The sequence below is a fragment of the Bradyrhizobium sp. CCBAU 53340 genome (assembly GCF_015291645.1).
Lineage (GTDB): Bacteria > Pseudomonadota > Alphaproteobacteria > Rhizobiales > Xanthobacteraceae > Bradyrhizobium.
Map to the genome: position 1 here is coordinate 5688693 of NZ_CP030055.1, position 18146 is coordinate 5706838.

The 18146-nt window shown below is 64.6% G+C and carries 17 protein-coding genes; 6 read left to right on the plus strand and 11 right to left on the minus strand.

The features are described 5' to 3' along the window. Window positions 1-215: 215 nt before the first annotated feature. The 4 genes from XH89_RS26865 to ltnD form a co-directional block, all read right to left on the minus strand. The gene (locus tag XH89_RS26865; RefSeq protein ID WP_194463381.1) at window positions 216-1907 is read right to left on the minus strand and encodes a methyl-accepting chemotaxis protein; all 1692 of its coding nucleotides are present in this window, start codon (window positions 1905-1907) and stop codon (window positions 216-218) included. Window positions 1908-2066: 159 nt separating this feature from the next. Next, window positions 2067-3344: a 3-oxo-tetronate kinase gene (gene otnK, locus XH89_RS26870; RefSeq protein WP_194463382.1), complete on the minus strand. Its 1278-nt coding sequence runs from the start codon at window positions 3342-3344 to the stop codon at window positions 2067-2069. Then, window positions 3341-4123 (minus strand): 2-oxo-tetronate isomerase, encoded by a 783-nt coding sequence (gene otnI / locus XH89_RS26875; protein ID WP_194463383.1) that lies wholly within the window; start codon window positions 4121-4123, stop codon window positions 3341-3343. Before otnI ends, otnK begins: the two co-directional genes overlap by 4 nt. Window positions 4124-4136: 13 nt before the next feature. Continuing rightward, window positions 4137-5054, minus strand: coding sequence for an L-threonate dehydrogenase (gene ltnD / locus XH89_RS26880; RefSeq protein ID WP_194463384.1), 918 nt, complete (start codon window positions 5052-5054; stop codon window positions 4137-4139). A gap of 105 nt (window positions 5055-5159) precedes the next feature. Here ltnD and XH89_RS26885 point away from each other — a divergent pair, with 105 nt between their 5' ends. Next, window positions 5160-5846 (plus strand): aldolase, encoded by a 687-nt coding sequence (locus XH89_RS26885; RefSeq protein ID WP_194463385.1) that lies wholly within the window; start codon window positions 5160-5162, stop codon window positions 5844-5846. A gap of 179 nt (window positions 5847-6025) precedes the next feature. Here the strand turns inward: XH89_RS26885 and XH89_RS26890 are convergent, their stop codons facing one another. The 6 genes from XH89_RS26890 to XH89_RS26915 all read right to left on the minus strand — a co-directional run bounded on the left by XH89_RS26890 (window position 6026) and on the right by XH89_RS26915 (window position 11606). Continuing rightward, a complete protein-coding gene (locus tag XH89_RS26890; protein ID WP_194463386.1) occupies window positions 6026-6730 on the minus strand; it encodes an ABC transporter ATP-binding protein in 705 nt (234 codons plus the stop codon). Continuing rightward, complete coding sequence (locus XH89_RS26895; RefSeq protein ID WP_194463387.1) at window positions 6714-7445, minus strand: ABC transporter ATP-binding protein; 732 nt, start codon at window positions 7443-7445, stop codon at window positions 6714-6716. Before XH89_RS26895 ends, XH89_RS26890 begins: the two co-directional genes overlap by 17 nt. Beyond that, entirely contained in the window at window positions 7442-8425 is a 984-nt protein-coding gene (locus XH89_RS26900; protein ID WP_194463388.1) for a branched-chain amino acid ABC transporter permease, read from the minus strand. Before XH89_RS26900 ends, XH89_RS26895 begins: the two co-directional genes overlap by 4 nt. Further along, the gene (locus tag XH89_RS26905) at window positions 8425-9258 is read right to left on the minus strand and encodes a branched-chain amino acid ABC transporter permease (RefSeq protein ID WP_246767914.1); all 834 of its coding nucleotides are present in this window, start codon (window positions 9256-9258) and stop codon (window positions 8425-8427) included. Before XH89_RS26905 ends, XH89_RS26900 begins: the two co-directional genes overlap by 1 nt. 197 nt (window positions 9259-9455) lie before the next feature. Continuing rightward, window positions 9456-10700 carry an ABC transporter substrate-binding protein gene (locus XH89_RS26910; RefSeq protein WP_194463390.1) on the minus strand — a complete coding sequence of 415 codons (1245 nt, stop codon included), beginning with the start codon at window positions 10698-10700 and terminating at the stop codon, window positions 9456-9458. Window positions 10701-10790: 90 nt separating this feature from the next. Continuing rightward, window positions 10791-11606, minus strand: a complete 816-nt coding sequence (locus tag XH89_RS26915) for a putative hydro-lyase (protein ID WP_194463391.1) — start codon at window positions 11604-11606, stop codon at window positions 10791-10793. A 119-nt stretch (window positions 11607-11725) separates the two neighbouring features. Between XH89_RS26915 and XH89_RS26920 the strand changes: the two genes are divergently transcribed. The 4 genes from XH89_RS26920 to XH89_RS26935 are packed head-to-tail and all read left to right on the plus strand — an operon-like array spanning window position 11726 to window position 15935. Next, window positions 11726-12643 (plus strand): LysR family transcriptional regulator, encoded by a 918-nt coding sequence (locus XH89_RS26920; RefSeq protein WP_194463392.1) that lies wholly within the window; start codon window positions 11726-11728, stop codon window positions 12641-12643. A gap of 32 nt (window positions 12644-12675) precedes the next feature. Next, window positions 12676-13926 carry a Zn-dependent hydrolase gene (locus XH89_RS26925; protein ID WP_194463393.1) on the plus strand — a complete coding sequence of 417 codons (1251 nt, stop codon included), beginning with the start codon at window positions 12676-12678 and terminating at the stop codon, window positions 13924-13926. Window positions 13927-13938: 12 nt separating this feature from the next. After that, window positions 13939-14850 carry an NAD(P)-dependent oxidoreductase gene (locus XH89_RS26930; protein ID WP_194463394.1) on the plus strand — a complete coding sequence of 304 codons (912 nt, stop codon included), beginning with the start codon at window positions 13939-13941 and terminating at the stop codon, window positions 14848-14850. Between the two features lie 11 nt (window positions 14851-14861). After that, complete coding sequence (locus tag XH89_RS26935) at window positions 14862-15935, plus strand: malate/lactate/ureidoglycolate dehydrogenase (RefSeq protein ID WP_194463395.1); 1074 nt, start codon at window positions 14862-14864, stop codon at window positions 15933-15935. Window positions 15936-16124: 189 nt separating this feature from the next. Here the strand turns inward: XH89_RS26935 and XH89_RS26940 are convergent, their stop codons facing one another. Next, window positions 16125-17198: a tartrate dehydrogenase gene (locus XH89_RS26940; protein ID WP_194463396.1), complete on the minus strand. Its 1074-nt coding sequence runs from the start codon at window positions 17196-17198 to the stop codon at window positions 16125-16127. 156 nt (window positions 17199-17354) lie between these two features. Between XH89_RS26940 and XH89_RS26945 the strand changes: the two genes are divergently transcribed. Next, window positions 17355-18131 carry an SDR family oxidoreductase gene (locus tag XH89_RS26945; RefSeq protein ID WP_194463397.1) on the plus strand — a complete coding sequence of 259 codons (777 nt, stop codon included), beginning with the start codon at window positions 17355-17357 and terminating at the stop codon, window positions 18129-18131. The last annotated feature ends 15 nt before the right edge of the window (window positions 18132-18146 follow it).

Genomic DNA, 18146 nt, shown 5'->3' on the forward strand with positions numbered 1-18146 from the left:
GGAACACGCCCCCGCGGTTCCTATTGCCATTTACCCGAACATCGCGGAAATGGCCAACGACAGCGTCTCACGCGCGGTCACTTCCCTGCTATCGCACTGCGAAATCGCATTCCAGATATGCAGCCTCGCGTTCGGAAGACCGCGGAGCGCGCCTCTTCAGCGCGCAAAAAAGCAGCGCCCGAAGGCGCCGCTTTCAAACCTGCACCGTCTTGGGCCTACGCTGCGCGAACCGAGCCCAAGAACTTGCTGACCTCGTTCTTCAACCGGCTCGAATCGTTGGACAGCATTTGCGCCGCCGACAGCACCTGAGAGGAGGCCGTGCCGGTCTCGGTCGCTCCGCGCTGCACGTCGGTGATGTTGGAAGAGACCTGCTGGGTGCCATGCGCGGCCTGCTGCACGTTGCGGGCGATCTCCTGGGTCGCTGCGCCCTGCTCTTCAACGGCCGCTGCAATCGCCGACGAGATCTCCGAGAGGCGCTCGATGGTCGAGGAGATTTCCTTGATCGCTCCGACGGAGTCATTGGTCGCAGCCTGGATGCCGGAGATCTGCTGACCGATCTCGTCAGTCGCCTTCGCGGTCTGCTCGGCGAGCGCCTTCACTTCGGAGGCGACCACGGCGAAGCCGCGACCGGCTTCACCGGCGCGCGCCGCCTCGATGGTGGCGTTCAGCGCCAGCAGGTTGGTCTGGCCGGCGATGGTATTGATCAGTTCGACGACATCGCCGATGCGCGAGGCGGCCTTGGACAGCTCGCTGACGCGCTCGGTGGTGGCGCGCGCCTGGACGACGGCGTCACCCGCCATCCGCGCCGATTCCTGCACCTGACGGCTGATCTCGCCTACCGACGACGCCATCTCCTCGGTCGCCGAAGCCACCGACTGCACGTTGGTCGAGGCTTCCTCCGAGGCTCCGGCAACGGTGGTCGCCAGCCTTTGGGAGCGGTCGGCGGTCGACGTCAGCGTCGAGGCGGAGGCCTCGAGCTGGGTCGAGGCCGACGACACGGTCTGAACGATTTCGCCGATCATCGTCTCGAATTCGCGGGTGATGTTGTCGACGCGGCGTCCCCGCTCGATCTTGGCCTCGGCGTCGGCCGCAGCAGCCTCGTCGGCAGCCTGCTTCGCGATCAGGGCTTCCTTGAAGACCTGAAGCACGTCGGCCATCGCGCCGATCTCGGTCTTCTCACCCCGGTGCGGGACCTCGGCGGAGAGGTCGCCGTGGCCCAGCGCCTGCATTGGCCGGGTGATCGAGTCGATGCCGGCTGAAACGTCCCGGACGAGGTAGAAGCCGACGCCGATGCCGGCCATCACGGCAGCACCGAGAATGATCGCGACCAGCATGAACGCGAAGGAATAGCTGTCATCGGCATCCCGGGCGGCCTGGTCGCCGCCCCTGGTGTTGAGCTCGATAGCTTTCGCCAGGACCTCGTCAGACTTCAGACCGATCTTGTTGACGGTCTTGGTGTTCAACTCATGTGCCGCGTGCGGGACCTTGCCAAACGCGTTGCGCGACAATTCCATGACGTCTTCGGCGCCCTTCTGATATTCGGCCCACAGTGTTGACCACTCCTCATAGAGCGCCCGCTCTTCCGGCGAAGTGATCATGGCCTCGTAGGTCTTTCGGGTTTTGCCCAGCGCCTCGGTCACAGTCGCCGCAGTCGTTTCAGCCGCCAACTTGTCATCCAGGGTCTCGGACAGCATGTGCTCGCGAAGGACGTTGCGATAGGTGATGACGCCAGCCCGCAGCTCGCCAAGCACGCGCACGCTGGGCATCCAGCTCGTGGTGATGTCGACGGTATTGGCGTTCATCGACCGCATCTTCATGACGGCGAGCAGGCCCATGCCGGTCATGGCAAGCAGCAGGAACGCCAAGACGCTGATGATCTTGGCGCGGATGGAGATCTTGGCGAGCATAATCAGGTCTCTCGTGCTGGCGCGGGCGTGCGTCCGGACGTCTTGGGAATCAACCAAAGGGAGCTGCGCCGGCATCCAGCCACAGGGCAGATGCAAGCGGTGACTCCGTACCGGTACGGAACCCGAAAGAGATGAACAGCGCGCTAAGATGCCCTGCGCTCAGTGCATGAGTCTCATCGCATCCGAGAAAAACTCCGGCCCGCCGAAGTTGCCGGACTTCAGCGCCAGCAACATCTCGCCGGCCGCAGCGCCTACCGCACGCAACACCGGGACGCCCGCGGCGATCTCCGCTCCGACGAGAAATCCGGGAATCTTCAGCCGATCAACGACCGCTCCGGATGTCTCACCACCTGCGACGATCAGCCGCCGCACGCCTGATTTCACGAGATTTTCGGCGATCTCGGCCATCATCTGCTCGATCGCGTGCCCGGCAGCGTCGCGGCCGTGGCGCGCCTGAAGCGCGGCAACGTCAGCCGGCGTCGCGCTCGACGCAATCAGCACAGGACCTTGGGCCAACCGCGGCGCCGCCCAGTCCAGCACGCGCTGCGTTTCATTTTCCCCCGTAAGAATACGGTCGGTGTCGAGATGCAACACCGGCATGACGCGTTCGGCGTTGGCGATCTGCTGCAGGGTGGCCTGCGAACAGCTGCCGGCGAGGCACGCCACCTGTCCGCCGACGGCGGCTCCCTGCTGGCTGCCGGCTGCGGCCGATTTGACCTTGCCGGTCGACACCAGCGCGCGGGCGAGCCCAAGGCCGATGCCGGAGGCGCCGACCGAGAGCCGGTGCTCCGCCGCCACAAGGCCGATGGTCTCGAGGTCGCGGTCGAACACGGCGTCGATGATCGCAGCGCCAATGCCCTTGGCCGAGAGTTCGGCAAGCCGGCTCCGCACGGCCTCCGACCCGCGCGAGAGTGTCGCGAGGTCGATAAGGCCGACCTGCGTCTTGCTCTGGCGCGCCAGAACACGCACCAGGTTGGAATCGTGCATCGGATTGAGCGGGTGGTCCTTCAGCGGGCTTTCGTTCAGCGGCACGGCGCCGACGAACAGATTGCCCTGATAGACAGTGCGGCCGGTCTCGGGAAAGGCCGGCGTCACCAGCACGACGGCCTCGCCGCAATCGGCGCGCAGCGCGTCCATGACAGGGCCGATATTGCCTGCATCGGTGGAATCGAAGGTCGAGCAGATCTTGAACAGCACATGGCGCGCGCCGCGGCCGCGCAGCCATGTCTCGGCCGCACGGGAGCGCGACACGGCAAGCCCCGCCTCGATCGAGCGGCTCTTCAGCGACACCACGACGGCATCGACCTCGGGCAGCGCCAGATCATCGGCGGGCACGCCGATGGTTTGCACCGTGCGCAGGCCCGCGCGCGTCAGCGTGTTGGCGAGATCGGAGGCGCCGGTGTAATCGTCGGCGATACAGCCCAATGCAAGTGTCACGGCTTCACTCCCGCATAGGGCTTGAACCAGGCAAGACCGTCGGTGGTCTTGCCGCGCGGATTGTATTCGCAGCCGACGAAACCGGCATAGCCGAGGCGGTCGAGCTCGTCGAACAGGAACGGATAATTCAGCTCCTCGCCATCGGGCTCGTTGCGCGACGGGATGCTGGCGATCTGGATGTGGCCGATGATCGGCATCATCTCGCGCAGCCGCATGGTGACGTCGCCATGAATGATCTGGCAGTGATAGATGTCGAACTGGAGCTTCAGGTTCGGAAGCCGCAGCTCCTGGATCAGGTCACGCGCGAAGCCGAAATCGTTGAGGAAGTAGCCGGGCACGTTGCGGGCGTTGATCGGCTCGAGCACGATGTCGATGCCGTGCGGCCCAAAGAATTCCGCGGTCCACGCCACCGATTTGTAGAAGGCCTCGATCGCGACGCGCTCGCCGCGATTGGCAATGCCGGCCATCAAATGCAACCGCTTGACGCCGGTCGCCTTGGCGTAAGGCAGCGCGGTCTCCAGGCTTGCCTTGAGATCATTGAAGCGCGAGGGAAGCGCGGCAAAGCCTTTCTCGCCCGCGCTCCAGTCACCCGGCGGCAGGTTGAACAGCGCCTGGGTCAGGCCGTTGCGCTTCAGCCGCTCGCCAACCGCTTCGACCGGATGATCATAAGGAAAGAGAAACTCGACGGCGGTGAACCCGGCCCGCGCAGCGGCATCGAAGCGATCGAGGAACGGCACCTCGGTGAACATCATCGAGAGGTTGGCGGCAAAACGGGGCATTGGAAATCCTCTCCTACTTGTCGCCGGGAAGCTTGACGCCGGTCACCTGCGCGTACATGCGCGCGACCGAGGCGTCGTCATCGCGGCCCATGCCGGCGGCAGCCGTCATCAGGAACATCTGGAGCGCCGCGGCCGAGACCGGCACCGGAAATCTGGCGCTGCGCGCCATGTCCTGGATGATGCCGAGATCCTTGACGAAGATCTCGACGGCACTGCGCGGCGTGTAGTCCCCGTCGAGCACATGCGGCATGCGGTTCTCGAACATCCAGGAATTGCCGGCCGATGCCGTGATCACCTCATAGACCTTGCGAATGTCGAGGCCCTGCTTGGCGGCAAACGCCATGGCTTCGCTGGCGGCGGCGATATGCACGCCGGCGAGCAGTTGGTTGATCATCTTGAAGGCGGCGCCCTGCCCTGCGGCATCGCCAAGCTCGTAGAGCTTCGCGGCCATGGCATCAAGCGCCGGGCGCGCCTTGGCGAACGCTGCCGGGCTGCCGGAAGCAAGGATCGTCAGTTCGCCCTGGGCTGCCCGCTGCGCGCCGCCGGAAATCGGGGCATCGAGATAGTGTCGACCGGTCGCCTCCAATTGCTTGGCGAGGCGACGCGCAACGTCCGGGTCCATGGTGGCGGAGGAAATGAAGACGCTGTCCTTCGGCATGGCGTCGGCGGCGCCATCCTTGCCAAACAGGATCGCTTCGGTCTGCGCGGCATTGACGACCACGCTGACAACGATATCGGCGTCCTTGGCCGCCTCGGCCGGCGTTGTTGCGCCGGCGCCGCCGTCCTTCACAAAAAGAGCGACCGTATCGGCCGAAAGGTCGCAGCCGGTGACGGCATGGCCGGCGCGCTTCAGCGAGGTCGCCATGCCGTATCCCATCGAGCCGAGCCCGATGACGGCGATGCGCTGGTTTTGTGAGGTGGAGGCGGACATACAACTAACCCTTGCGAACGTTTCCTGGACGGCCGGCCTTTGCGACGGCTCGCGATCTCGCATAACACGGCTTGGCCACGCTGCCAAAGCGTGAGACAAGCGGGCATGACGGCCATGAGAACTGAGACGAGCAACGAGACAAGGCTGCGCGAGGATATCTGCCGGTTCGGACGGTCGCTGTTCGAGCGCGGGCTGACGCCGGGCTCCTCCGGCAATATCAGCGTCCGCCTGGACGGCGGCGGCTGGCTGGTGACGCCGACCAACGCCTCGCTCGGCTTCCTCGATCCGGCAAAGCTGTCCCGGCTGGACGATCAAGGCCGGCTGGTGTCGGGCGATGCGCCGACCAAGGAAGTTCCACTACACACTGCGCTCTACGACACGCGCGGAAGCGCACGGGCAATCGTGCATCTGCATTCAACGCACTCGGTCGCGCTCTCGATGCTGCCCGAGATCGACCCACGCGCCGCGCTGCCGCCGATGACGGCCTATTATCTGATGAAGTGCGGCGCCACCGCGCTCGTGCCCTACTACCGTCCGGGCGATCCTGCGGTCGCGGATGCGATCAAGGGACTGGCGGGAAAATATTCGTCCGTGCTGCTCGCCAATCACGGCCCCGTCGTTGCCGGCGACACGCTGGAAGCGGCGGTGTTCGCGACCGAGGAGCTGGAGGAGACGGCGAAGCTGTACCTGCTGCTGCGCGGGATGAACCCGCGATATCTGTCACCGGAGCAGGTCGCAGATTTGGTGAAAGTGTTCGGGGTGACGTTGCCGGAGCATGGGCACGGGCATTGACGGCGCGCGCTGCTGGGCCGACCAATGCCACCTCGCTCTCCGTTGTCATTCCCCGCGAAGGCGGGGAATCCAGTACGCCGCGGCTCATCCGAACCTCTCTGACGTCTCTGGAATACTGGATCGCCCGCCTTCGCGGGCGATGACACCGAGTATGTTGCGCGAATGCGCGCCCAACACTTCTACAGCCCCAGATACGCCTTTCGCACGTCCGGGTTGCCCTTGATCTCCGCCGACGGGCCCTGCATCAGCACCCGACCGGTCTGCAGGATATAGGCGCGATCGGCGATCTCAAGGCACTCGGCCATGCGCTGCTCGACGATCAGCACGGTCATGCCGGCATCGCGGATGCGCAGCACCGCCTGAAAAATCTCGTCGACGAGCTTGGGCATGATGCCCTGCGACGGCTCGTCCAGCATCAACAGCCGCGGGCGCGTCATCAGCGCGCGGCCGATCGCGAGCATCTGCTGTTCGCCGCCGGAGAGCGTCTCGGCGCGTTGGTCGAGCCGTTCGGACAAGCGCGGAAACAGCTTGAAGACGAGCTCCAGCGGTCCCTCGCGATCCGCCTCGCCGCGATAGAGATAGCTGCCGAGGCGCAGATTGTCGCGCACGGACAGGCGCGGGAACAGGCGGCGATTCTCCGGCACGTAGGCGATGCCGGCCGCTGTGATGTGGTGTTGCGCCATGCCGTTGAGCTGCTTGCCATCGAAGGTCACGGTGCCCGAGCGCGGCCGCTCGGCACCGGCGATCGACTTCAGCAACGTCGACTTGCCGGCCCCGTTGGCGCCGGCGACACAGACGATCTCGCCCTTGGTGACCTCGATGCTGACCGCGGAGATCGCGACCAGGCCCTGATAGGCGGTCGTGACTTCACGCACGCTGAGCATGACGATCTCCCAGATATGCGCTGATCACCTTGGGGTCGCGGACGACCTCGGTGGGCTTGCCCTCGACCAGCACCTTGCCGAGGTCGAGCACGATGGCGCGATCGACCAGCGGCATCACGATCTCCATGACGTGTTCGACCATCAGCACCGTGATGCCGGCATCGCGGACCTTTCGCACCAGCGCCACGCCGGTCTGCGCCTCGGTCGGCGTCAGGCCGGTGAGGACTTCGTCGAGCAGCAGCAGCTTCGGTTCGGTCGCGAGCGCGCGGGCGACTTCGAGGCGGCGCTTCTCGGCCGGCACGAGATCGCTCGCGAGCACGTCGGCGCGCGCGGCAAGCCCGGTGAATTCCAGCACCTCATAGGCCTTGCGGCGCGCCTCGCGCATCACCGTATTGCGCACGAGAGCACCGACGATGACGTTGTCGATCACGGTCATGGTCTCGAAGCTCTTGACGACCTGGAAGGTGCGCCCCACCCCGCGCTGGCAACGCTCGGCCGCGGGCATGTGGGTGACATCCTCGCCATCGAACCAGATCGAGCCCTGCGTTGGCGGCAGGACGCCGGCGATGAGATTGAACAGCGTCGACTTGCCGGCACCGTTCGGGCCGATCAGGCCGACGATCTCGCCGCGGCCGACCGAGATCGAGACGTCGCTGTTGGCGACGAGGCCGCCGAAGCGCTGCCAGACGCCGCGGGTTTCGAGGAGCGCAGTCATCGCGTCGCCCCCGTTTTCTTCGCGCGTGAGAACAGGCTCACCAGACCCTGTGGCAGAGCCAGCGAGATCGCCACGATCAACGCGCCGTAGACAATGAGGTCGACGCCGCGCCCCGTGCCGCCGAACTTGTAGCGCGTCAGTTCGGTCAGCGGGATCAAGATGGCGGCGCCGAGCACCGGCCCCCACAAGGTGCCGATGCCGCCCAGCACGGCGGGCAACGCCATCAGCAGCGAGAACTGGAATCCCATGACGCTTTCCGGATCGATGTAGGAAACGAACTGGGCGTAGAAGCTCCCGCCCACCGCGACCAGGAAGGCGGAGACGGCGGCCGCGCCCATCTTCGAATTGAACACGTCAACACCGAGGCTCTCGGCTGCGTCCGGATTATCCTTCACCGCACGCCACCAGAAGCCCCATTTGGAATCCTCCAGCCACCAGGTGACGAACCAGGCAAGGCAGCACAGCACCAGCGCGAAATAGAAGTACGGCAGCTTGGTGCGCGGGAACTGGAATTTCAGCCAGCTGTCGCCGCGGATTGGGATGGTGATGCCCATCGCCGCCCCCGCCCAATCCCAGTTCTGGAACAGCAGCAGCCCGATCTCTGCGATGACGATGGTCGCAATCACGAAGTAATGGCCACGCAGGCGGAAGAAGGGATAGCCGAGCCCCATCGCGATGACAGCCGCGATCATGCCGCCGGCGAGCATGCCGAACCAAGGCAACACGCCGAACTTGGTGAACAGGAGCTCGGTGGTGTAGGCGCCAATGCCGAAATAGAGCGCGTGCCCCAGCGAAATCTGTCCGCAATAGCCGGACAGGATGTTCCAGCTCTGCGACAGTCCCGCATACATCAGCGTCAGGATCAGGATGTTCTGGACGACGACGTCCTTCACGAACAATGGCGTCAGCGCGGCGATCACGGCGAGCACCGCGGCGATAATGAGGTCGCGGCGGCGCCGCGCGGCAAAATTCTTGTCCATCACATCGACCCGAACAGGCCACGCGGCCGGATGAAGACCACGAGCAGGTACACGGCATAGATGCCGACCGACTTCAGCGAGGGCGGCAGCATCAGGGCGGTCATCGCTTCGACCAGGCCGACGATGATGCCGCCGGCGAAGGCGCCGAACACGCTGCCGAAGCCGCCGAGCGCCACGGTGACATAGGCGATCAGCGCAAAGGACGCGCCGACGTCAGGATAGATATAGAAGAACACCGCCATGATCGCGCCGGCGAGACCGACCAGCGCGGCACCGAGACCCCAGCCGAGCGCGAACACGCGGTTCTTGTCGATGCCGACCAGCGCGACCGCGCCAGGGTCTTCGCGGGTCGCTTCCAGCGCTCGCCCGAAGTCGGTGCGATGGATGAAGACATAGAGGCCGGCAAAGGCAAGGATCGAGACCAGCGCGCCGATCAGCTGCGGCTCCGGCAGGAAGATTCCGGCGACCGAGATGGTCTTGCTGCCGAGCCAGGACTGCGGAATGCTGCGATAGTCCGGCGTAAAGAAGAACTGCGCAAGGCCCCTCATCACGATGGCGAGGCCAAAGGTGGAGAAGATCTGCACCATGCCTGCATTGGTCTTGGCCCGCATGGCGAAGCGCACGATCAGCAGGTAGACCACCGCTCCGAGTACGAAGAGCGCGGCGGCAACCAGCGGCGCCGACAGCAACGGATCGATGGCAAAGAACGTGAACAGGAAGAACGACACGTACATCGCGATCATCAGGAACTCGCCATGGGCGAAGTTCACGACGTCCATCAGGCCGAAGATCAGCGCGAGGCCGACCGCGATCAGTCCATAGAGCAGGCCCATCAGCAGGCCGCTCGCGAGACTTTGAATAATGGCTTGGGCTGTCACCGCATCATCCCCACACTCAGACCTCATCCTGAGGAGCGCGCCCTCGGCGCGCGTCTCGAAGGATGGCCCACCCTCGTCCTTCGAGACGCGGGCTGCGCCCGCTCCTCAGGATGAGGGTGGGAGCTAGCGTCGTTGCTCCCGCTTCGAAGCGCCTACTTCATCGGCCAGGTCGCTTCGGCGATCGCGGCCTGCGGCGGGAAGATCGTGACGAACTTGCCGCCGACATACTGCAGCAGCACGGGGTCGGCGTCGTTGTTCTGGCCCATCTCGTCGAACTTCACGCGCTTCCAGGGCATGATGGTCTGCTCGCCCGGGATCTCGGTGGCGGCCAGCGCGTCGCGGATCTTCTCGCCATCAGTCGACTTGGCGCGGTTGATGGCGTCCGCGAGGATGATCAGGCCCATGAACTGGCGCGAGGTGAGATCGTTGAAGTCCTTGCCAGAACGGGCCTTGAACATCTCGTTGATCTTGCCGACCATCGGACGCTTCTGCGCGAGATCGAGCGAGAAGGTGCCGCGGGAGATCACGCCTTCGAGCTTGTCGCCGACCGCGTCATAGAGCGCCTTCTCGGAGAAGCCGGCGTCCTGCGCCACGATCGCGTTCGGCTTGTAGCCGAGCTCGGCCATGGTCTTGACCAGCAGAATGCCGTCGGTTGTGTAGCTCGAGGGCATCAGCACGTCTGCATTTGCGGTCTTGAGCTGCTGCACCTCGGCCGAGAGCGAGGGCGAGTTGGCGCGGTACTTGATGTTGGAGACGATCTTGTAGCCACGCTCGCCGGCGATCTTGGCCTGGGCGTTGCCGGAGTCGGTGCCGAAGATGGTATCCTCGTGAAACAGCGACAGCGTCTCGATCTTGATGCCCTTCTTCTTCATGGCGTCGAAGAAGTCGAACATCGCCGCCGAGTACATCTCGTCATGCGGCGCGGCGCGGAAGTAATATTTCAGGCCGTTGCGATGCAGGCTCGGCGAGGAGTTGTCGGCCGAAACGAACGGGATCTGGTAGCGTTCGCAGATCTGGCTGACGGTGACGGCGACTGCACTCTGATAGGTGCCGATGATGGCGGAGACCTTCTCCTGCGTGATCAGGCGCTCGGCTTCGGCGCGGCCCTTCTGCGGATCGGCCTGATGGTCGGCGAACACGAGACGCACCTTGGCGCCGCCGAGGCCCGGCAGGCCCTCGCCCTTGGCCAGCGGCAGATCGAAATCGGTATCCTTGTTGATGACCTCGAGCGCGGTCTCGTAGGCCTTCTGCGCGTCGACGCCCTGCTGCGCGCTGCCGCCGGAGAACGGATAGATCACGCCGATCACGACTTCGGAGGTCTGGGCACGCGCGGCGAGCGGCACCAGCGCGGCAGTGGCGGTAGCGCCGAGCAGAACATCGCGGCGAGAGATCGTCATGGCAGAGTCCCCTGTTACTAAATTTTGCGCGTATCGAATGAAGCGATTGACGAAGAGCGTAAAGCCTGAAGAAGCAGCAAATGCTGCCCGCTAGATCACGGCCATGTTCCTGTTCTTCAGATCCGTCACCAGCATCAGGCCGGGCGAGTGCGTGATCGCGAACGGAACCTTGGCGGCATTGATGACCGATTGCGGCGTGACGCCGCAGGCCCAGAACACCGGGATCTCGTCATCGGCGACAGGCACGGGATCACCGTAATCCGGTTTGGCGATGTCCTTGATGCCGATCAGATGAGGATGACCGAGATGCACGGGCGCGCCGTGCACGGCGGGATAGCGCGAGGTGATCTGCACGGCGCGGATCGCATCCGCCGGCTTGAACGGGCGCATCGAGACGACCATCGGTCCCGCGAACGGGCCTGATGCGCCGCAGGCGATGTTGGTGCGGTACATTGGCACGCGCACGTTCTGCTCGATGTGGCGGATCGGCATGCCCTCGTCGAGCAGCGCCTCCTCGAACGAGAACGAGCAGCCGAGCACGAAGGTCACGAGGTCGTCGCGCCAGTAGCCGGTGATGTCGGTCGGCTCGTCGACCACTTCGCCGTCGCGCCAGACGCGGTAGCGCGGCACGTCAGTGCGAATGTCGAGATCGGCGCCAAGTGCAGGGATGTAGGGACTGCCGACATCGGACATACCGATGATCGGGCACGGCTTCGGATTGAGTTGGCAGAAGCGGTGGAAGGCACTGGCGTAGTCCGCCGGCAGGATCGCAAGATTGCCCTGGACGAAGCCGGGGGCGATCCCCGCGGTAGAGCCGACCTGGCCGCTGCGATAAGCGAGCCGTGCCTGGCGGCTCGGGAGCGTGTCGGGTGTTTCAGTTTGCTGCACTGCCACCAAAACAGTCATGCGATCGACCTGCCTATAAACTCGACAAAGACAGCCAACACCAAGCGTGCTATAAAGTCTAATCTTCCTTTCTAATCGATATCGATAAATCTAATTTATCGAACGGGAAAATCCTTCCAATGCTGGACTTCAGGTCGATCGAAACCTTCCTCTGGGTTGTGAAGCTCGGCAGCTTCCGAGGCGCCGCAGCACGGCTCAATACGACCCAGCCGGCGATCTCCCAGCGCATCGCCCAGCTCGAACGCGAGATGGGCGTCAAGCTCCTGAACCGCGATCATCGCGTGGCCTCGCCGACGCCGAGCGGTCGGCAGATGATGGTCTATGCAGAGAAGCTGATCGGCTTGCGCGCCGCGATGATGGCCGAGATCGGCGACGCTTCCGCGATGCGCGGCGTGATGCGGCTCGGCGTCGCCGAGACCATCGTGCATACCTGGCTGCCGCGGCTGGTGAAGAGCGTCAACGAGATCTATCCGAACCTTTCGCTGGAGATCGAGGTCGACATCACGCCGAACCTCACCGCGCGCCTGCTTGCGCAGGAGATCGAACTTGCTTTCGTGGTCGGACCGCTGTCGGCCTCGGGCGTACATAACCGGCTGCTCGCCGACTATCCAATCGGCTTTCTGGCGAGCCCATCGCTCGGGCTCGGCAAAGGCCCGGTGACGCCCACCGATCTCGCGCGGTTTCCGATCATCACCTTCCCGCGCAAGACCAGGCCCTACGAGGTCGTGCGCGAGCTGTTCGATCGGCCGGATCTGCCGCCAATCCGCCTGCACGCCTCCGCGTCGCTTGCGACTGTGATTCACATGGCCGTGGAAGGGCTCGGGATCGCCGTCATCCCCGACGCCATCGTCGAGAACGAGCTCGCCGATGGCCGGCTGCAATTGCTCGATACCGATCTGAAGATCGCGCCGCTGACATTCACGGCAAGCTGGCTCGCCTCGCCTGACGTCGTCGCGGTGCAGCGCGTCGCCGAGCTTGCATGTCAGATTGCGCAGAGCAGCCTCGCGGTTGACGCGCCCGCGCCGGCGCGTCATTGAAAAAGGCGCCGGACAAACGAGAGAGCCAACGCATGAGCCGAGCCGCGACCAACCTGCAAATCGATTCCGCCCGCCTCTGGGGCTCCATCCACGAGACCGCGCAATTCGGCGCGACGGCCAAGGGCGGTGTGCGGCGGCTGACGCTGAGCAGCGAAGACAAGCAGGTTCGCGACTGGTTCCGAAAAGCCTGCGAGGACGCCGGCCTCGAAGTGCATACCGACGCACTCGGCTCGCAATTCGGCCTGCGCAAGGGCCGCGACATGTCGAAGCTGCCCGTCGGCATCGGCTCGCATCTCGACACCCAGCCGACCGGCGGCAAGTATGACGGCATTCTGGGTACGCTCGGCGCGCTCGAAGTGATCCGCACCCTGAACGATGCCGGCATCGAGACCGAGGCGCCGATCTGCGTCGTCAACTGGACCAATGAAGAGGGCTCGCGCTTTGCCCCGGCGATGATGGCCTCCGCCGCTTACGTTGGCGATTTCACCACCGACGACATCCTCTCGCGCAAGGACATCGAGGGGACGAGCGTCGGCCAGGCGCTCGACAGCATCGGCTATCGCGGCGACAAGCCGGTCGGCTTCCAGAAGCTCGGCTGTTTCGTCGAATTGCACATCGAGCAGGGTCCGATCCTGGAAGCCGAAGGCAAGACCATCGGCGTGGTCGATTCCGGCCAGGGCGTGCTCTGGTACGACGGCAAGATTTCCGGCTTCGAGAGCCACGCCGGCTCGACGCCGATGCCGCTGCGGCGCGATGCGCTCGCGACGCTGTCCGAGATCGTGCTGGCGATGGAGGCCATCGCCAAGAAGCACGGACCGAACGCGGTCGGCACCATCGGCGAGGCCGTGATCGCCAATCCCTCGCGCAACGTCATCCCCGGCGAGATCGCCTTCACCATGGACTGCCGCAGCGCCGACGGCGCCATCATGGATGCGCTCGATCGGGACTTGCGCGCCGCGATCGCCGAGATCGCCGCGCGGCGCAAGGTCGACGTCACGATTGATCTCGTCTGGCGCAAGCCGCCGACGCATTTCGATCCCAAGCTCATCGCAGCGGTCGAGAACGCCGCAAAGACGCTCGGCTATTCGTCCCGGCGCATCACCTCCGGCGCCGGCCACGACGCCTGCAACCTCAACACGATCATGCCGGCGGCGATGGTGTTCGTACCGTGCAAGGACGGCATCAGCCATAACGAGCTGGAGGATGCCACGCAGCCCGATTGCGCCGCTGGCACCAACGTGCTGATGCACACCGTGCTGGCGATCGCCGGCGTCGCATCCTGATCGGAGACAGACATGCGCGGAGTATTCGTCGACGCCAATGAAGCGCTCGCCGTGATCATGGAGCGGCTGGAGAAGCCCGGTGATCCCAAGGTCCGGATCCACCGGGACCCCGACATCAAGCCCGAACAATACCCTGAGATCCTCGACGGCGCCGAGATCGCGATCGTCGATCACACCGCGTTGCCGACCGAGGTCGCCAAGAAGTGCTCGGGCCTCAAGCATGTCGTGTTTCTCGGCACCGGCGCGCGCAGCTACATGAACCCGGAGGAGATCGCCGAGCTCGGCATCTCCGTGCATCTGATCAAGGGCTATGGCGACACGGCGGTGGCGGAATCCGCGATCGCACTGATGTGGGCTTCGGCCCGCGTCATTGCGATGATGGACCGCGAGATGCGCGCCGGAAACTGGCTGCGCGAGGACGGCATGCAGCTCACCGGCAAGACGCTCGGCCTGATCGGTTTCGGCGGCATCGCCGCCGAGGTCGCGCGCATTGCGTCGGGCAGCGGCATGAAGGTGATTGCCTGGAACCGCTCGCCGAAGAGCCATCCGGGCGTGGAATTCACCGATCTCGATACGCTGCTGGCGCGGAGCGACGTGGTGTCGCTGCATCTGCTGCTCAACGACGAGACCCGTGGCATGATCACGCGCGAGACAATCGCGAAAATGAAGCCCGGCGTCGTTTTCATCAACACCGCGCGCGGCGCCATCGTCGACGAGCAGGCGATGATTGATGCCCTGAAGTCGGGCCATATCCGCCATGCCGGCCTGGATGTCTTCAACATCGAGCCGCTGCCGGCGGACCATCCGCTGACGAAGATTCCGAACGTGACGCTGTCGGCGCATTCCGCCTTCCGCACGCCGGAAGCCAGCGAGAATCTGATTGAAGCGGCCTTGATCCACTGCCGCCGGATCGTGAAAGGATAAGAGCAACAACAATGGCCGACTATCGCACCATCAAGGCAGAGGCGCTCGCCAACGTCGTCCGCGCCATCGTCAAGGCCGGCGGCTCCACAGACCGCGAGGCCGACCTCGTCTCTACCAACCTCGTCGAGGCCAATCTCAAGGGGCACGACTCCCACGGCGTCGGCATGATCCCGCGCTATGTCCAGAGCGTCGTCAATGGCGGCCTCGCCGTGAACGCGCACGTCAAGATCGTGCTCGACACCGGTCCGCTTCTCACCCTCGACGGTCTCACCGGCTACGGGCAGGTGATCGGCCATGAAGCGATGGAGCTGGCGGCCGCGCGGGCCAAGAGCAACGGCGTGTGTCTCGTCGGTCTCTCCAACGCGCACCACATCGGGCGCATCGGCCACTGGGCCGAGCAGTGCATCGACCACGGTCTGGTCTCGATCCACTTCGTCAACGTGATCTCGCGCCCGATCGTGGCGCCCTGGGGTGGCAGCGATGCGCGCCACGGCACCAATCCGTTCTGCGTCGGCATCCCGCGCCAGGGCAAGGAGCCGATCGTGCTCGACTTCGCCACCAGCAGGATCGCGCAAGGCAAGACCCGCGTCGCCCACAACAAGGGCGCCGAACTCGAGCCCGGCACCATCATCGACAATGAGGGCAAGCCGACCGTCAATCCGCGCTACACCGTGATCCCGCCCTACGGCGCCATCCTGCCATTCGGCGAGCACAAGGGGTCGGGGCTCGCGCTGGTGTGCGAAATCCTCGGCGGCGCACTCTCCGGCGGGCAGGTGGTCAAGGGCCCGTCCGACGGCAAGCACAACGTCATCAATGGCATGCTCTCGATCATCATCGATCCGGGTAAGCTTGGCACCGGCGAAAACCTCGCGCGCGAAGTCGAAAGCTTCGTCGCCTGGCACACCGGCTCGCCGCCCGGCCCCGGGGTCGACAAGGTCAAGATCGCCGGCGATCCCGAACGCGAGACCAAGAAGAAGCGTCTCGCCGAAGGCATCCCGGTCGATCCGACCACCTGGCAGGAGATCATCGAGGCCGGAAAGAAATTCGGGCTGGATCAGGTGGCGATCGAGAAGATCGCGGGTTAGGCGGATACGCAGCAATCACAACCGGTGTCGTCCCGGACAAGCGCGCCCTAAGCGCGCGCCGATCCGGGACCCATAACCAACAGGAAGTGATTTGGCGAAGACCCGCGGTTAGCAGCTTGTGCGACGACCTCTCCCTGGGGGTATGAGTCCCGGCCTTCGCCGGGACGACCCTGTGGTTGATAGCCCGTCCTAATCCACCATATCCGCAACAGCCTTGCCGCAGGCCGTTGTGTCGGCATTGCCACCGAGGTCCTTGGTGCGCAACGTGCGCTCGGCCAAGGTCCGCTCGATCGCCTCGACGATCGACTTGCCGGCTTCCTTCTCGCCGAGATGCTCGAGCATCATCGCGCCCGACCAGATCATGCCGATCGGATTGGCGATGCCCTGCCCCGCGATGTCAGGCGCCGAGCCGTGCACCGGCTCGAACACCGACGGGAAGTTGCCCTCGGGATTGATGTTGCCAGACGGCGCGATGCCGATGGTGCCGGTGCAGGCCGGGCCCAAGTCAGAGAGGATGTCGCCGAACAGGTTGGAGCCGACGACGACGTCGAACCAGTCCGGATGCAGCACGAAATTCGCGGTGAGAATATCGATGTGATACTTGTCCCACTTCACGCCGGGGAACTGCTTGGCCATCGCCTCCACGCGCTCGTCCCAATAGGGCATGGTGATGGAGATGCCGTTGGACTTGGTCGCCGACGTCAGATGCTTCTTCGGCCGCGACTGGGCGAGCTCGAAGGCGAACTTGAGGATGCGGTCGACGCCGGTCCGGGTCATCACCGTCTGCTGGGTGACGAACTCGCGGTCGGTGTCGGGGAACATGCGGCCGCCGACGGAGGAGTATTCGCCTTCGGTGTTCTCGCGCACGACCCAGAAATCGATATCGCCGGGCTTGCGACCCGCCAGCGGTGACGGCACGCCGGGCATCAGGCGGACGGGACGCAAGTTCACATACTGGTCGAACTCGCGCCGAAACTTGATCAGCGAGCCCCACAGCGAGACGTGATCCGGAATCTTTGCCGGCCAGCCGACCGCACCGAAATAGATCGCGTCGTGCTTGCCGATCTTCTCCTTCCAGTCGTCGGGCATCATCTGGCCGTGCTTCTCGTAATAGTCCCAGGACGAGAAGTCGAAATGATCGAAATGCAGCGACACGCCGTGCTTCTTCGCAGCTGCCTCCAGAACACGCTGGCCTTCGGGCATCACTTCCTTGCCGATGCCGTCGCCGGGAATGACTGCGATCCGGTATTGTTTCTTGCTCATCGAGAACGTCCTTGGTTGGTCCGGCAGCCGCCGCCTTTTTGATCGCACTGCAATGGACCAAACTCGGCAACAGTGCAACGCTGCACTGCAATGTTGACCATGGCGCAATCGAGCGCCTACTGATCTCATCTTGTACCCATTCTGCGAGTATCCCTCATGGATCTGCATCTGCGTGGCAAGCGCGTCCTGATCACAGGCGCGTCCAAGGGCATTGGCGCCGCCGCCGCCGAGGCGTTTGCCGAGGAAGGCGCAAACCTCCTGCTCGCCGCCCGCAGCGGCGATCAGCTCAAGGCGCTGGCCGACCGCCTGCGCTCGGCGCACCAGATCGATGCCACGACAAGTGTCGTGGATCTGCGCAAGGAAGAGGATGTCGCCCGGCTCGCCCAGGAGGCCGCCGACATCGACGTGCTCGTCAACAATGCCGGCGACATCCCCGGCGGCTCCATCGACAAGATCGACGAAGCGACCTGGCGGCACGCGTGGGAATTGAAGGTGTTCGGCTATATCAACCTGACGCGGCAGGTTTACGCGCAGATGAAGGCGAAGGGCGGCGGCGTCATCGTCAACGATATCGGCGCCGCCGGCGAGAAGTTCGACGCCAATTACATCTGCGGCAGCGCCGGCAATGCCGCGCTGATGGCCTTCACCCGCGCGCTCGGGGGAAAGAGCCTCGCCGACAATATCCGCGTGGTCGGCATCAATCCCGGCCCTGTCGGCACCGACCGCCACGTCACGCTGCTGAAGACGCGGGCAAAACACCAGTTCGGCGACGAGAGCCGTTACAAGGAATTCCAGAAGGGCCTGCCGCTCGGCCGCCCCGCGCATGCGCGCGAGATCGGCGACCTCATGGCGTTCCTGGCGTCGGATCGCGCGGGCTATACGTCTGGCGTGATCTATACGGTCGACGGCGGCATCAGCGCCGGGTGGGGCTAAATTCGATCCTCGTCG